General features: G+C 41.9%; 16 protein-coding genes. All 16 read right to left on the reverse strand.

Translation table 11 applies throughout. From position 1 onward, the window contains the following. Nucleotides 1–45: 45 nt before the first annotated feature. Nucleotides 46–855: a phosphatidate cytidylyltransferase gene (gene cdsA / locus ACQXR1_RS09150; protein ID WP_082033008.1), complete on the reverse strand. Its 810-nt coding sequence runs from the start codon at nucleotides 853–855 to the stop codon at nucleotides 46–48. Nucleotides 856–858: 3 nt separating this feature from the next. Beyond that, a complete protein-coding gene (locus ACQXR1_RS09155; protein ID WP_040083163.1) occupies nucleotides 859–1,641 on the reverse strand; it encodes an isoprenyl transferase in 783 nt (260 codons plus the stop codon). Nucleotides 1,642–1,771: 130 nt separating this feature from the next. Continuing rightward, the gene (frr, locus tag ACQXR1_RS09160; RefSeq protein WP_003231927.1) at nucleotides 1,772–2,329 is read right to left on the reverse strand and encodes a ribosome recycling factor; all 558 of its coding nucleotides are present in this window, start codon (nucleotides 2,327–2,329) and stop codon (nucleotides 1,772–1,774) included. Nucleotide 2,330: 1 nt separating this feature from the next. Next, nucleotides 2,331–3,053: a UMP kinase gene (gene pyrH / locus ACQXR1_RS09165; protein ID WP_003220923.1), complete on the reverse strand. Its 723-nt coding sequence runs from the start codon at nucleotides 3,051–3,053 to the stop codon at nucleotides 2,331–2,333. Nucleotides 3,054–3,198: 145 nt separating this feature from the next. Next, nucleotides 3,199–4,080: a translation elongation factor Ts gene (gene tsf, locus ACQXR1_RS09170; protein WP_014663986.1), complete on the reverse strand. Its 882-nt coding sequence runs from the start codon at nucleotides 4,078–4,080 to the stop codon at nucleotides 3,199–3,201. Between the two features lie 101 nt (nucleotides 4,081–4,181). Further along, on the reverse strand, nucleotides 4,182–4,922 hold the full coding sequence (gene rpsB / locus ACQXR1_RS09175; protein ID WP_003220918.1) for a 30S ribosomal protein S2: 741 nt from the start codon (nucleotides 4,920–4,922) through the stop codon (nucleotides 4,182–4,184). 143 nt (nucleotides 4,923–5,065) lie between these two features. Next, nucleotides 5,066–5,569 carry a Swarming motility protein SwrB gene (locus ACQXR1_RS09180; RefSeq protein ID WP_430772025.1) on the reverse strand — a complete coding sequence of 168 codons (504 nt, stop codon included), beginning with the start codon at nucleotides 5,567–5,569 and terminating at the stop codon, nucleotides 5,066–5,068. 28 nt (nucleotides 5,570–5,597) lie between these two features. Then, a complete protein-coding gene (gene sigD / locus ACQXR1_RS09185) occupies nucleotides 5,598–6,362 on the reverse strand; it encodes an RNA polymerase sigma-28 factor SigD (protein WP_003220911.1) in 765 nt (254 codons plus the stop codon). A 22-nt stretch (nucleotides 6,363–6,384) separates the two neighbouring features. Further along, on the reverse strand, nucleotides 6,385–6,885 hold the full coding sequence (gene cheD, locus ACQXR1_RS09190; protein ID WP_014476818.1) for a chemoreceptor glutamine deamidase CheD: 501 nt from the start codon (nucleotides 6,883–6,885) through the stop codon (nucleotides 6,385–6,387). Further along, complete coding sequence (gene cheC / locus ACQXR1_RS09195; protein ID WP_003231935.1) at nucleotides 6,882–7,511, reverse strand: CheY-P phosphatase CheC; 630 nt, start codon at nucleotides 7,509–7,511, stop codon at nucleotides 6,882–6,884. The genes cheD and cheC overlap by 4 nt, the downstream gene beginning before the upstream one ends. Nucleotides 7,512–7,529: 18 nt before the next feature. Beyond that, nucleotides 7,530–8,000: a chemotaxis protein CheW gene (gene cheW / locus ACQXR1_RS09200; RefSeq protein WP_003231938.1), complete on the reverse strand. Its 471-nt coding sequence runs from the start codon at nucleotides 7,998–8,000 to the stop codon at nucleotides 7,530–7,532. A gap of 21 nt (nucleotides 8,001–8,021) precedes the next feature. Beyond that, nucleotides 8,022–10,037, reverse strand: a complete 2,016-nt coding sequence (gene cheA / locus ACQXR1_RS09205; RefSeq protein ID WP_040083165.1) for a chemotaxis protein CheA — start codon at nucleotides 10,035–10,037, stop codon at nucleotides 8,022–8,024. Between the two features lie 5 nt (nucleotides 10,038–10,042). Next, on the reverse strand, nucleotides 10,043–11,113 hold the full coding sequence (gene cheB, locus ACQXR1_RS09210; protein ID WP_071576858.1) for a protein-glutamate O-methylesterase CheB: 1,071 nt from the start codon (nucleotides 11,111–11,113) through the stop codon (nucleotides 10,043–10,045). A 1-nt stretch (nucleotide 11,114) separates the two neighbouring features. Next, nucleotides 11,115–12,011 (reverse strand): flagellum location/number ATPase FlhG, encoded by an 897-nt coding sequence (flhG, locus tag ACQXR1_RS09215; RefSeq protein ID WP_082033009.1) that lies wholly within the window; start codon nucleotides 12,009–12,011, stop codon nucleotides 11,115–11,117. Beyond that, nucleotides 12,002–13,099: a flagellar biosynthesis protein FlhF gene (gene flhF / locus ACQXR1_RS09220; protein ID WP_014663982.1), complete on the reverse strand. Its 1,098-nt coding sequence runs from the start codon at nucleotides 13,097–13,099 to the stop codon at nucleotides 12,002–12,004. The genes flhG and flhF overlap by 10 nt, the downstream gene beginning before the upstream one ends. Beyond that, nucleotides 13,099–15,132, reverse strand: coding sequence for a flagellar biosynthesis protein FlhA (flhA, locus tag ACQXR1_RS09225; protein WP_014663981.1), 2,034 nt, complete (start codon nucleotides 15,130–15,132; stop codon nucleotides 13,099–13,101). The genes flhF and flhA overlap by 1 nt, the downstream gene beginning before the upstream one ends. Nucleotides 15,133–15,145: the final 13 nt, after the last annotated feature.

Consider the following 15,145-nt stretch of genomic DNA (forward strand, 5'->3'; position numbering starts at 1 on the left):
ATTCTTATTGCTGCATGATCAGTCTCATATTCATATTAGACTTTTTTATGAAAAAAGGGCAAGCAGAAAGTACAAGAAAGGCATGACAAACAAGAAACTGTCAAAACGGTCTAATATACCGCCATGCCCGGGAAGAATATTCCCAGAATCCTTTACATCGTAATGTCTTTTCAAGGCGGATTCCACTAAATCTCCAAGTTGTCCGAAAACAGACAAAAACAGCGTGATCAACAGCAGATAGATATACGGGATCGGAAGTTGTGCCACAAGCTGAAAAATCGTCGCCAATACAAGTGCGATGACAATTCCGCCTACAAAACCCTCCACTGTTTTATTCGGACTGATTTCAGGCCACAGTTTTCGCTTCCCAAGCGCTTTACCGACAAAATATGCACCGGAATCAGTGGACCAAATGACAACACATGCATAAAAAATGTATGTTAATCCGTATTGGTCAAGATTTCTGATTTCGATAAAATAATGAAAACACATTCCAATGTAGATTGCGGCAAGCGTAATAAATCCGACTTCATCAAAAGTAAAGGTGTTCTTGACCAACACTGTGTAAGTCAGCAATAGCAATACCGCAAACAAAGCGATTTCCATTTTGGAAATTCCGTCAGCTTCGAAAAACGAATACTGGCTTGGCAATAAGAACATCCACAATAATAAAAGACCGATCAAACCCGGCAGTGAAATCATCTTCAGCTTTTTCATCCGTAAAAGTTCAAAAAGCGCCACACTGCCCATAGCATAAATTAATATGGTGAACGGCAATTTCCCGACAATAACCAAAAATAAAAATACAATTGCTGCCAGAACACCTGTCAAAATTCTTTGTTTCATGTCCACCATCCTCTAAATTCCGCCAAACCTCCGGCCTCTCTGCTGAAACTCTCCTAACGCCTGTAAGAAGTGATCTTCTTTAAAATCAGGCCACAAGACGTCAGTAAAGACAAATTCACTGTAGGCCACCTGCCATAGCATAAAGTTACTCAGTCTTATCTCGCCGCTCGTTCGAATTAAAAGTTCAGGATCCTGCAAAGATTCAGTCATTAAATAAGTAGAAAAAAGCGATTCATCAATGTCTTCAATATTCAAAGAGCCTTCCTTCACTTTTTCCGCGAGTGATTTTGCAGCAGTGACAATTTCAGTACGGCCTCCATAGTTAAGGGCAAAATTAAGGATCATTCCATCATTTTGCGCCGTATCCTGAACAGCCTTTTCAATCGCACGCAATGTATGCGCCGGCAAAGCTGTTTCATCCCCAATGATCCGAACCTGTACATTTTCCTCAACAAGCTCTGGAAGATACGTATTCAAAAATTCTTCCGGAAGCTTCATTAAAAAATCGACTTCCATTTTCGGTCTTTTCCAGTTTTCTGTTGAAAATGCATACAAAGTCAGCACTTTGACACCTAATTCGTTTGCGAGCTTCGTTGTCCTTTTTACCACCTTCATCCCTTCATGGTGGCCTGCAATTCTGGGAAGAGAGCGTTTTTTAGCCCAACGGCCATTTCCATCCATGATAATGGCGATGTGTTCGGGAATTTCTCCCTTAAGTATGTCTTCTTTTGTATAGCGTTCTAAGTTGGAAGCCGCAGTTTGCTGATTCTTCCAATTTTTGAGTATGTTGAGCATGAGATTCCTCCGTCACCCAAAAAGGTTACATTCCCTGCTGATAATCAGTGTAATCAACAGTATTAACAAAAAAACCCCCTGTAAACATGAGAGGGTCTTTTCACTATTATCTATTGTACATAGTTTTTCATTAAACTTCCATGATTTCTTTTTCTTTGTCTTTTGTGACACTGTCAATTTTTGACACATATTCATCTGTCAGTTTTTGAACGTCTTCAGTGGAAGCACGCAATTCATCCTCAGTAATGTCTCCGTTTTTCTCAAGTTTTTTGAGATCATCGTTAGCATCACGACGAACGTTACGGACAGCTACTTTTGCTTCTTCAGCATATTTTTTTACAACTTTCACTAATTCTTTCCGTCTCTCTTCCGTTAGTGCCGGAATTGCAATTCGAATCATATTGCCGTCACTTGTCGGTGTAAGACCTAAATCAGCTTTTAAAATCGCTTTTTCGATATCGCCGATTGCTGTTTTGTCGTATGGCGTGATAACGAGCATACGGGCTTCAGGCACGTTAATAGAAGACAACTGATTTAAAGGTGTCTGTGCCCCGTAATATTCAACCGTTACTTTATCTAATAAAGATGGATTTGCACGGCCTGCGCGTACAGTAGCCAATTCGCGCTGATAAGCAGCAATTGCTTTTTCCATTTTTTCTTTTGTTTGAGTTAATACTTCTTTTGACACGTTATTTCCCCCTCACGATCGTTCCGATTGATTCACCGATAACGGCACGTTTGATATTTCCTTCTTCCATAATAGAAAAGACGATAAGCGGAATGTCATTATCCATGCATAAAGATGATGCTGTTGAATCCATGACTTCCAGGCCGTCTTTAAGAACGTCAAGATAAGAAAGTGATTCATACTTAACAGCTGATTCATCTTTTCTAGGATCAGCATTATACACACCGTCAACATTATTTTTAGCCATCAAAATAACGTCTGCCTCAATTTCAGCAGCCCGCAGTGCAGCTGTTGTATCAGTTGAGAAATATGGGTTTCCTGTGCCCGCAGCGAAAATAACGACACGTTTTTTCTCTAAGTGGCGTATCGCTTTTCTTCTTATGTACGGTTCAGCAACTTGTCTCATTTCAATGGATGTTTGCACTCTGGACTGGATTCCGAGTGTTTCCAAGCTGTCTTGAAGAGCAAGCGAATTCATAACTGTCGCCAGCATCCCCATATAGTCAGCAGTCGCACGGTCCATGCCCAGGTCACTTCCTGTTTTTCCGCGCCATAGGTTGCCGCCGCCTACTACAACAGCCACTTCGACTTCAAGCTCAGCGATTTCTTTCACTTGCTTTGCAATGGATTGAATGACAGTTGGGTTAATTCCGTTTCCCTGTTCTCCTGCCAATGCTTCCCCGCTAAGCTTTAATACGATACGTTTGTATTTTGGTTTTTCCATGATAACCTCCAAGTGTAAACATTGCCGTTTTCTATTATGCAAGAGAAAAAAAGGTTTGTAAATATAGTTTTAAAAATAGGGAACACAAATTGTGTCCCCTATACTGCCTGAAAAGTCGCGACTTGGCCGCGAAATCTTTTCGCCATTATTTTTTCACTTGGTTCATTACTTCTTCAGCAAAGTTTTCTTGACGTTTTTCGATGCCTTCTCCAACTTCATAGCGGACATAAGTTTGAACAGTTGCGTTTTTCGCTGCAACAACTTGTTTCACTTTTTCATCTGGGTTTTTAACGAATGCTTGGTCTAAAAGACAAATTTCTTCGAAGAATTTGTTCAGACGGCCTTCAACCATTTTCGCTACGATGTTTTCAGGTTTGCCTTCTTGAAGGGCTTGCTGAGTTAGGATTTGACGCTCATGGTTAGCTTCTTCTTCAGAAACTTGATCACGAGAAATGTAACGAGGGTTAACCGCAGCAACGTGCATTGCGATATCTTTCGCAATTTCTTCGTCAGTTGTACCGTTAAGAACAGTTAATACACCGATGCGGCCGCCCATGTGAAGGTAAGCACCGAATGCAGAGCTGTCGTCTTTTGTAAGAACTGTAAAGCGGCGAAGAGTGATTTTCTCACCGATTTTAGCAACTGCGCTTGTGATGTACTCTTCAACAGTAGAGCCATTTTCCATTTTTTGACCCATTGCTTCTTCAACATCTGCAGGTGCATTTGCAAGAAGGTGGTCAGCTAAAGTGTTAAGAAGCTCTTTGAATCCTTCGTTTTTCGCAACGAAGTCAGTTTCAGAGTTTACTTCTAGGATAACACCTTTGTTGCCGTCAGTTTTAATAAGAGTAGAACCTTCTGCTGCGATACGGTCAGCTTTTTTCGCTGCTTTTGCAATCCCTTTTTCTCTTAAAAGGTCAATTGCTTTGTCCATATCTCCGTCAGTTTCAGTTAACGCTTTTTTACAATCCATCATGCCCGCGCCAGTTTTTTCACGCAGTTCTTTTACTTGCTGTGCAGTAATTGCCATTTGTATTCCTCCTTATATGTTTAAACAAGAGTATGTATATTACACATTTTTCTTGAAAAAAGGTGATAAAAGGCAGTCCCTCTTATCACCTTTTGAATAGGTTACGCAGTTGTTGTTTCTGTTTCTGGTGCAGTTTCTTCAGCAACTTCCGCTTCTTCTTCGCCTTGCTTCGCTTCTAAGATTGCATCTGCCATTTTAGAAGTTAGAAGTTTAACAGCGCGGATAGCGTCATCGTTCGCTGGGATTACAACATCGATTTCATCTGGATCACAGTTAGTATCTACGATACCGATGATAGGGATGTTTAATTTGCGAGCTTCCGCAACAGCGATGCGCTCTTTGCGAGGATCGATGATGAATAATGCATCAGGAAGATCCTTCATATCTTTAATTCCGCCTAGGAATTTTTCAAGACGCTCTAATTCTTTTTTCAATTGAACGACTTCTTTTTTAGGAAGTACATCAAACGTACCGTTTTCTTGCATTTTTTCAATGTCTTTAAGACGTTTAATACGTTTTTGGATTGTTTCAAAGTTTGTTAATGTACCGCCCAACCAGCGTTGGTTGACATAGTACATGCCAGAGCGTTGAGCTTCTTCTTTAACAGAATCTTGAGCTTGTTTTTTTGTTCCGACGAAAAGGATTTTTCCGCCTTCAGCAGCAAGATTTTTAGTGAAGTTGTAAGCTTCCTCTACTTTTTTGACTGTTTTTTGAAGGTCAATGATGTAGATTCCGTTACGCTCCGTGAAAATGTAACGCTTCATTTTTGGGTTCCAACGGCGTGTTTGGTGACCGAAGTGAACACCAGCTTCAAGCAATTGCTTCATAGAAATGACTGACATGTTATTTCCTCCTAGTATAATGGTTTTTTTCCTCCGCTTAGGTCATTTTTGTGCAGAACTGCCGCCTGCAGCACCCTCTGCATAAATCGTTAAGCGTGTGTATTTAACACCAAGACATAATATAACACAGCTTTATCCGACAATCAAGAATCCTTTACACCTTTGGAGCGAAATTTTAAAAATAGCTCGATTTCTGTCTTTCCGCTCTTCAGTTTCTGAGCAATTTGACTTGCCAAGTACCCCTGTTCATATAATTCTATGACCTGGTCTTCAAATGATGGGACATCACTGTTTACGATCTCTTCCCGACGGTCAACCTCAGTAATCAGACCTTCAATATGTTCAGGAAGGTTCTCTATTTCTTGAACTGCATCCTGCTCTGGATGTTTTTCAAAGTGCTGAAGATCTGTCTTTTGAGATTCTGCGTCAGATTGACTTGAAGATGAAGCGGCGTTTTCTATCAGTTTCTCATTTTCTTCTTTTAATTCAAGGAGAAACGCGGCCAAGGTGTTTTCCGTCTCTTCAAGTATCTGCTTTTGCTGTTTTTCTGTTTCTTTCACTGCAGCGAGCCTCGTATACAGGATAATGACAGCGTACAGAAGAACGCCGTGGAGCGTAAAGCTTAAAAGCCATAATAGTGTTGACATGTTTTTCACTCGCTAACCATGAAATTCATTATTGAATCACTTTTTCCAGCAGATTCTTTAGTTTAAATAATGCCTTTGAATGGATCTGTGATATGCGGGACGTAGAAAGATTTAATACTTGTCCGATTTCTGTCAGTGTCAGCTCTTCTTTGTAGAACAAACTGACAACCAGCTGTTCTTTTTCAGAGAGTTCGTGAATTTTTTCAGCAAGCTGTGCAATCAGTTCATCCTTCATAATCTTTTCTTCAGGCGGAACATTTTTGTCATCTCTGATCATGACTTGAATGTTTTCCCCGTCATCTTGATCATGGAGCTTTTCATCAATTGACAGCAGATTTGCAAAAAAACCTTCATTCATTGTTGACACTACATCCTGTACCGTCATTCCGAGTTCCTCTGCAATTTCCGCGGGCGATACATTCCGAAGATAACGCTGTTCAAGCTTTTCAATTGCTGCTTCAACCTTCTTTGTTTTTTCGCGTGAGGTTCTGGGCAGCCAATCTTCTTTACGAAGCCCGTCTATGATTGCGCCGCGAATTCTAAACGAGGCGTAGGTATCAAATTTTAAGTCCCGGCTGGGGTCAAATTTTTCAAGGGCATCATATAAACCAAGCATACCAAGGCTCATTAGATCGTCTTTATGCACTGATTTCGGCAGTCCGACAGAAATTCTGCCTACATGATATGTGACAAGCGGCATGTAACGGCGCATTAAGTCGTCACCGGCTTTAGGATCTTTCCACTCTTTCCAGCGCGTCCAAAGCACCTGATCTTCATAATTCAAGGATTGCATTGTTATCCCCCTAATACCTTAATTAAATCGTTTTTTCACCTTGTTTAACAGTTCGAATATGCAGCATGCAGGACTTCGGTTCAAATTCTATCGTCCGGCCGCTTGAGCCGCCCGTATCTTCACTAATAATAGGAATATTAAATAAAGACAGCTGTTCTTTTATCGCTAATACATTTCTCGGTCCGATCTTCATCAAATCATTTGTCGATTTAAATTTAAACATCTCTGATCCGCCGGCCAGCTTTGCTTTTAATGCAAATTTCCTACATCCCGCTTCTATCAGCATATCAATCGTGGTCTTTACGGCAGTGTCAGCGTACTTAGCCCGGTTAAGCTCTGCTGTTTTCGATAACGTCGAATCCGGCAGCATGACATGAACAAGACCCGCCGTTTGCTTTTCTTTATCATAAAGCACCAGCCCCACACATGATCCTAAACCAGAGGTCCGAATGGTATCCGGGAAGCGGGCGATCTTCACATCAGCAATCCCAACCTTTATAACAACAGCCTCAGTTGTACTCATAATGATGCACCTAAAGCGACAAAGAGCTTTTCAAATGAATCATAGTCCGGCAGCATAAACATATGCGCTTTCAGCTCTTGCTGATGGCTCTGGTCAAAAATTGATGTGTCGACCACAATGGCGTGTTCTCCAACCTGACTGAGCTCCATCAGCCCTTCGCTGATCACAGCTCCGAACATGTCCAATGAAACTTCAGGAACACTTGGATAAAGCTGGAGTTTAGTCAAATCTGCCAAAGCTGTTAAATATGATCCCGCTAAAATATTGCCCAGTTCATGCAAAGCGGATGAGCTCATATGATCTTCACCTAAGTCCTCTATATCAAAATCAGGGTTTCCAATCAGCTCTCTGATAAATTGCTCCGCCTGAAAAAAAGGCATTATAAAGAACATCGAACCCGTTAAATCGCCTTCCATTCTTAAAAAGATGCTGGCAACCGGGACATCAGCACCGCCGAAAAAATCGACAAGCTCATCAAAAGACAGCAGCTTTGCAAATGGGACTTCCATATCTATCTTTCTATTTAACAGCTGGGCCATTGCAGAGGCGGAGTGGCCGGCGCCTATATTGCCGACTTCCCGCAAAATGTCCATCTGCTCTTCTTTGATTCCATTAAAAATACTCATGTCATAACCCCTTTAAGATTAAGCTTGATCGGGCACAGCGGACTGAGATGATTCTTTATCCAAAACCGCGTTCGCATCAATAATATTTAAGAGTCTGTTCTCTTGTTTCACAATCTGTTCGATCGACACATCCGTATCTTTCTGAACGCCTTCTGGAGCGGATTCTATTTCACTTTCGTGTACGGTTATCACATCATTCGCTTCATCCACAATCCAGCCGACTTCAATATCACGATAAGCAATAATGATAATTCGTGTTTCATCGGTAATTTCATACTCTGGCAAATTCAGGCGCTTTCTTAAATCAATAACCGGAGTCACCACCCCGCGCAAATTGATTACTCCGCAAATATATGGTTCGACGCCAGGTACCCTCGTTGGCTTTTGCCATTTTTCAATTGATTTCACCTGAGTGACGGAAATGGCATATTCTTTTCCATTTACCATAAAGACAATCATTTTTTCGCCTGTTTTAATTTCTGCAGTCATGTGAGACACCTCCTCGAATGGTTAAATAATCAGTGCATTACAATCAATAATGAGCGCTACTTCTCCGTCTCCTAAAATAGTAGCTCCGGAAATTGCAAAGACGTTTGTTAAATAATCTCCGAGTGATTTAAGCACAACTTCCTGCTGGCCAATAAAGGAGTCCACCACAAATGCAGTAGGTTTGTCGCCTTTTTTCACTACAATGATATGGAGCTGTTCCGCATCTTTTCTTGTATCTTCTATTTTAAACTCTTCTTTTAAATAAACGACAGGGACAATATGCCCTCTAAAGTCAATCACTTCACGGTCATGCGTTTGCAAAATGTCTTTTCTGTCAATGACTGCTGTTTCAATGATTGAAGAAATCGGAATGGCAAATGTCTCTTCTTCCAACTTAATCAGCAGGACTGAAATAATAGATAAGGTAAGCGGCAGCTGGATACTGAATAGAGAGCCCTGACCTTCGGCTGATTTCACACTGACTGAACCGCCTAGAGACTCCAGTTTGTTTTTTACAACGTCAAGTCCGACGCCGCGGCCGGAAATATCAGAAATTTGGTCAGCAGTTGAGAACCCCGGAGCAAAAATCAATTCGTAAATTTCGTTGTCTTCTAAGGTTTCAGCTTCTTTTTCCGTTATGACTCCGCGCTCAAGCGCCTTTTCCATAATTTTCTTTCGATTAAGGCCTGCACCGTCATCTTCTACTTCGATAAAGACATGGTTACCGCTGTGATAAGCTTTAAGCACAACTTTTCCTGATTCCGGTTTTCCCTTTTGCAAACGCGTTTCCGGCGCCTCGATACCATGGTCAATGCTGTTTCTGATCAAATGAACGAGAGGATCTCCGATTTCATCAATCACTGTACGATCCAGTTCAGTTTCCGCGCCGATGATCGAGAGTTCAATTTTTTTATTCAGCTCTTTCTGAAGCTGGCGAATCATTCTCGGGAATCTGTTAAAAACGGTTTCAACCGGGACCATTCTCATATTCAGAATAATCGATTGCAAATCTCCGGAAATTCTCGTCATCCGTTCAACCGTTTCAGTCAGTTCATTGTGCTCAAGCTCTTTCGCAATCTGCTCAAGACGTCCGCGGTCAATGACAAGCTCTTCAAATAAGTTCATTAAAGAATCAAGCCTGTCAATGTTGACACGAATTGTTTTGGATCCGCCGGCTGAGTGCTTCGCCTGTTCATCGTTTTTAGCAGGCTGTTTTTGTTTTTCCTGCTTCGCAGGTACAGCTGCCGGCGAGTCTACAGGCTTAGATTCCTCAGGCTTTTCAGCTGATGTTAAAGGAACCCCTTGACTGACTTCAACATGCTCAATTTCCGACACGCCATTGATTAATTGTTCAATGTCTTCTGCTGATTGATGTGTTAAGAAACAAACTTGAAAGTCAGTTCCAAAATCTTCTGTTTCAAGCACTTCAGCACTTGGAATTGTTTTGGCTACTTCTCCGACTTCATTTAGTTTTTCAAACACCATATAGACACGAACTGCTTTTAACATACAGTTTTCGTTCAGAGAAATCTTGATTTCATATCGTTTGAAGCCTTGCTCCTCCGCTTCTTGTATAACTGTACGTTCAAATTCATCATATTCCCAATCAGATGCTGAACTCGGTGCTTCTGCAGGTTCCGCGGATGCAGCAGATTCAGTGTGTGCACCATTTACATCAAGCTTGGCACTCACTTCTGAGATATCTCTTTTACCATCCCCGCCATCAATAATAGACTGAACCATAGCTTCCAGGTGATCCAGAGCTTCAAACAAAATATCCAGCCATTCTGAGGTAACTGCCATGTCTCCGTTTCGGATTGCATCCAGCACGTTTTCAAGCAGGTGGGTAAGATGCGCTAAATCCGTGTAGCCCATCGTTGCGCTCATTCCTTTTAATGTATGGGCAGCTCTGAATATATCATGTACGAGCTGAAGGTCAGTCGGGTCTTTCTCTAAAAGGAGAAGCTTTTCATTACATGTTTGTAAATGTTCTTTACTCTCATCAATAAAGACATCTAAATACTGATTCATATCCATTTGAATCACACCCTCTCTTTTTTCACACAGCTTGTGATGGATGCTGCGATATCTTCCACATGTTTAATCTCATGAATGAGACCCGCTTTAACAGCAGCTTTTGGCATCCCGTATACGACACAAGATTCTTCAGACTCCGCAATGGCTTTCACATTGCCGGCTGTTAGCATGTCCTTTAGTCCTGCAGTGCCGTCACTGCCCATTCCGGTCATGATAACCGCTACTTTTTCATAATCTGTCAGTTTACCGACAGAACGGAATAAATAATCAGCAGATGGTTTATGACGGCTCGGGGTATCGAGATTATCGAGCACAATCTGGAGTCCTCCGCTGCTTTTAATAACGGAAATGTTTTTTCCGCCCGGTGCTATGTAAACACAGCCGTTAAGAGCTGCTTCACCATCTTTTGCTTCTTTCACCTGAATGTCAGATAAATGATTCAGACGATCAGCTAAAGAAGCAGTAAATCCTTCAGGCATGTGCTGAACGACAACCACTGGTGCGTTCAAGTCCTTAGGAAGCTTCGGTATCACCTTTTGTAACGCCCTTGGGCCGCCTGTTGATGTGCCGATACACACAATTTGTCTGCCTGTGCCTGGTTTCGGTTTGCTCAATTCAGGCTTAACAGCTCGCACAATAGGTTCGGGCCGAACCGTTTGGGAAACAGGACGGTTCCGCTTGCCGGAAAGTCCAGCCGCGACGACACGCTCAACTAATTGTTCTTTAATTTTGTACAAATCTAAAGATATTGAGCCTGATGGCTTTGTGATAAAGTCAAAGGCACCGATCTCCAAACAATTAATTGTGCACTCTTTACCTTTTTCGGTCTGGCTCGATACCATGATGACCGGCAAGTTATAAATCTCAATAATTTTGCGAAGCGTATCTGTTCCATTCATGACCGGCATTTCAACATCAAGAGTAATAACATCCGGTTTTAATAATTCAATCTTCTTAAGCGCTTCTTCTCCGTTTCTGGCAGTTCCGATTACTTCTATCTGCTTTTCCTCGGTCAGAAAATCACTTATCATTTTTCTCATGAAAGCTGAATCATCAACTACAAGCACACGAATCAAATTAAGCCCTCCTCATTAAAAAAGAAGATAACTTCTCAATAAATGTCTGTTTGTCTTCTTTGTGTCTCGTTTCTTCTCTTTCAAACAAGGCGTCCGCTAAAAGGCGGACTGACCGGCTGGCTTTTGCCTGAGGGCTTTTTATGAAAAAAGGAACCTGTTCGACAACCGCTTTGCTCACGATCACATCGTCAGAAACGGAACCGGCAAACTGAACCTGAACATCCAAAAACATTTGAATTGTGCGAGAAAGGCGGGCAAAAGCGTCAAGCCCTTCTTTTTGGTCACGGCACCGATTGACAGCCACCTTCATCGAAAGCTTATTTCCTGTCAAAACCAAGTGCTTGACAGCACTGTATGCGTCCATGATGGCCGTCGGCTCGGGAGTTGTTATGATCAAAATATCTTCTGCTGATAAAATAAAAGGCAGTTGATCTTTTGATAATCCTGCTCCCATGTCAAACAGCACATAATCGAACTGGCTTAATGCATGAGAAAGTTCATTGGCAAAAAACGTCCATTTTCTCTGATCCAGCTGAAACATCACATCCAGGCCGGTTCCACCTGATATATACCGCAAACCCTTTGGGCCAACGGATAATGACTGTAGCAACGGCTTCTGATCGGTTAAAACATCGATTATCGTGGCAGACGATGAATTTCCCATTAATATATCAATGTTCCCCATCCCAATATCAAGGTCGATGAGAAGCACCTTTTTACCTTTATCCTGCAACGCAAGTGCCATATTTAAGGTAATATTAGATTTTCCGACACCGCCCTTGCCGCTGATGACAGCAAGTGTCTTCGCTTTTTGTGAATAAACCATTGGCAGAACGCGCTGACGCTTTTCCATTTTCGCCCGTAAAGTTGCTGCTTGGTCATATCGGTTCATCTGCACAGCATCCTTACAAAATCAAGTGGAGATACAGTCTGTATATCCTCAGGCACATTCTGGCCGTTTGTCATAAATCCGACACCTATTTTTGATTCTGCCAGTATATTAAACACAGAACCTAAGGAAGTCGTTTCATCTATTTTCGTAAAAATAAACTGATTGACAGGGACGGATGAAAACCGTTTGACAATATGTTTCATATCTTCATATTTTGCAGTCGCGGATAAAACAAGAAATGACTGAATGCTGCTTTCAAAAGGAATCGTTTCTTTCAGTTCATCAATGTATTGCTGGTCTTTGAAGTTTCTTCCGGCTGTATCAACAAACACATGATCATACTCAGAAAATAACTCTTTCGCCTGCTCAAATTCTTCTTTTGTATAACAAACTTCCAGAGGAGCCTGCAGCAGTTCAGCGTATGTTTTCAACTGTTCAACAGCTGCAATTCGATACGTATCTGTAGTAATAAAAGCGATTTTTTTCTGTTTTTCAAGCATAGATATGGCTGCGAGTTTAGCTAGTGTAGTTGTTTTACCAGCCCCTGTTGAACCAAAGAGAACGATATACTTTGAATGGATTGGTTCCTGCCACTTGTCTGCTGAAGGCAGCGTATCGCATAGTAATTCCTGAAGTTTGCCGACCACATTTTCTTCATTAAGGCCGCCTGCTTCCACAGAGAAGCGAAGCAATTTTTTCAGAGTGCTCGTTTTCGTTGACTCTTTAATTCCCGTTTCTTGCAAAAGCTTCTCTGCTTTTCGCAGTGGCTCAGGAAGTACAGATTGATATGCTGAAAAATCACCTTGCTCCTGTTGCACCGAAATTTGAGGGGATGTCCTCTCCTCTATTTTCGGACTGCTGACCGGAGTTTTTAATGTTTGTTTCGGTTCAGTTGCCTTCTGAGACGTTTTTTTCTCAAGAAAGTCCTGATCCAATACGGCGATCACTTCAACAGCAGGCTTGTTGATGAGGCCAAACCATTTTCGCTTTTTAATTTTTTTCGAATTTAATATGACCGCTTCATTGCCCAATTCTTTTCTGATGAGAAGTGCCGCTTCTTGCATTGAAGCAGCAGTAAATTTTTTTATTTTCATTAAATATCCACCACTCCAATGCTTTGTACCTCAACATTCGCCTCAAGTTCGTTATAAGAGAGTACCGGAAGATCAGGGAAGTATCGTTCCAGAAGCTGTTTCACATACATTCTGACAGGCGGCGAGCATAGAAGAATCGCGGTTTCCTGACGTAATGACAGCTGTTCAGCTTCTTTAGCGACAGAACGCACAATGCTTTCTGAAATATCTGGTTCGAGCGATAAATAATTCCCATGTTCCGTTTGCTGCACACCGTCTGCTATAGCCTTCTCTACCCGGCCCGAGCAAGTAACAACTTTCAACACTTCATTATCTTTGGCAAATTGGGCTGTAATTTGTTTAGCAAGTGCTTGTCTTGTATACTCTGTCAAAAGATCAGAATCTGTTGTTAATTTCCCATAGTCAGCAAGTGTTTCAAAGATCGTTACTAAGTTTCGAATTGAAACTTTTTCTTTTAAAAGCTTAGCAAGCACCTTCTGAATATCACCGACAGACAATGGATTTGGCGTAACCTCTTCAACCAGGACTGGATACGATTCTTTCAAGTGATCAATCAGCTGCTTTGTCTCCTGCCTTCCGATCAATTCGTGAGCATGCTGCTTTATTTTCTCCGTAATATGCGTTGAAACGACTGATGCAGGATCAACTACTGTATAACCAAGCATGTCGGCTTCATCCTTTACCGCTTCGCTAATCCATTTGGCCGGCAGTCCGAATGAAGGTTCCACTGTTTCTATCCCTTCAATCAGATCGTCTTCAGGTGTAGGCGACATTGCTAAATAATGATCAAGCAACAGCTCACCTTTTGCTACTTCGTTTCCTTTAATTTTCAATCGGTATTCATTAGGCTGCAACGCTATATTATCTCTGATCCGCACGACAGGAATGACAAGCCCGAGTTCCAAAGCCAACTGACGGCGTATCATAACAATTCGGTCTAATAAATCACCGCCTTGATTGGCATCAGCAAGCGGTATCAGTCCATAGCCAAACTCAAATTCTATCGGATCTATATGCAGAAGCTGAACAACGCTTTCAGGACTTTTAAGCTCGTCAACCTCAGCCTCTTCCTCAAGAATCTCATCCACTTCTTCTTTTTCCTTACCAGATTTAGATAGCGTATAAGCGCCAAAAGCAAGCAACCCCGCAAGCGGCCCCGTCAGAAAAATGCCGATCGGAGTGAAAATACCTAAAAGCATGATCGTAGCTGCGGCGACGTATAAAAGCTTTGGATACGCAAACAGCTGGCCTGTAATGTCATGCCCTAAGTTTCCTTCAGAGGCAGCTCTTGTAACCACAATACCCGTAGCTGTAGAAATTAACAGTGCCGGGATTTGCGAAACAATCCCATCCCCTACAGTCAGCATCGTAAAGTGTGAAGCAGCCTCTTGAATGGACATGCCCTGCTGAAGCATTCCGATCACGATTCCGAAAATAATATTGATCATCACAATGATGATTCCGGCAATGGCGTCACCTTTTACAAATTTACTGGCACCGTCCATTGCTCCATAAAAGTCTGCTTCTCTTGCCACTTTTTCGCGGCGATGCTTCGCTTCCTGTTCGGTAATCATCCCTGCGTTTAAATCAGCATCAATACTCATCTGCTTCCCGGGCATTGCGTCCAGCGTAAACCTTGCTGCAACCTCAGAAACACGTTCAGCACCTTTTGTAATGACGATGAACTGAATAATAATCAAGATGATAAATACAACGAGTCCAACTAATACATTTCCGCCGACAACGAAATTCCCGAATGTCTCGACGACTTTCCCTCCCTCACCGTGTGAAAGAATTGAACGGGTAGTTGAGACATTCAAGCCCAAACGAAATAGGGTTAAAAGCAGCAGCAGTGACGGAAAAATCGAAAACTGAAGCGCTTCCTGCATATTCATTGTGGTGAGAAGCACGATCAACGCAAGAGAAATATTAATAATGATCAAAATACTTAACAGCCATGGAGGAAATGGAATCACCAGCATCGCCACAATGAGGACAACACTTATTAAAACGGATAAATCTCTTGTTGACATGCTGTTTTTTCTC

The sequence above is a fragment of the Bacillus sp. ATD genome, from assembly GCF_050585765.1.
GTDB classification, from domain to species: Bacteria; Bacillota; Bacilli; order Bacillales; family Bacillaceae; genus Bacillus; species Bacillus stercoris.

Coding starts and splice junctions, on each gene's coding strand:
- cdsA (WP_082033008.1), bottom strand. CDS start 855: ATGGTGGACATGAAACAAAGAATTTTGACAGGTGTTCTGGCAGCAATT.
- ACQXR1_RS09155 (WP_040083163.1), bottom strand. CDS start 1,641: ATGCTCAACATACTCAAAAATTGGAAGAATCAGCAAACTGCGGCTTCC.
- pyrH (WP_003220923.1), bottom strand. CDS start 3,053: ATGGAAAAACCAAAATACAAACGTATCGTATTAAAGCTTAGCGGGGAA.
- tsf (WP_014663986.1), bottom strand. CDS start 4,080: ATGGCAATTACTGCACAGCAAGTAAAAGAACTGCGTGAAAAAACTGGC.
- rpsB (WP_003220918.1), bottom strand. CDS start 4,922: ATGTCAGTCATTTCTATGAAGCAATTGCTTGAAGCTGGTGTTCACTTC.
- ACQXR1_RS09180 (WP_430772025.1), bottom strand. CDS start 5,569: ATGTCAACACTATTATGGCTTTTAAGCTTTACGCTCCACGGCGTTCTT.
- sigD (WP_003220911.1), bottom strand. CDS start 6,362: ATGCAATCCTTGAATTATGAAGATCAGGTGCTTTGGACGCGCTGGAAA.
- cheD (WP_014476818.1), bottom strand. CDS start 6,885: ATGAGTACAACTGAGGCTGTTGTTATAAAGGTTGGGATTGCTGATGTG.
- cheC (WP_003231935.1), bottom strand. CDS start 7,511: ATGAGTATTTTTAATGGAATCAAAGAAGAGCAGATGGACATTTTGCGG.
- cheW (WP_003231938.1), bottom strand. CDS start 8,000: ATGACTGCAGAAATTAAAACAGGCGAAAAAATGATTGTCTTTATGGTA.
- cheA (WP_040083165.1), bottom strand. CDS start 10,037: ATGGATATGAATCAGTATTTAGATGTCTTTATTGATGAGAGTAAAGAA.
- flhF (WP_014663982.1), bottom strand. CDS start 13,099: ATGAAAATAAAAAAATTTACTGCTGCTTCAATGCAAGAAGCGGCACTT.
- flhA (WP_014663981.1), bottom strand. CDS start 15,132: ATGTCAACAAGAGATTTATCCGTTTTAATAAGTGTTGTCCTCATTGTG.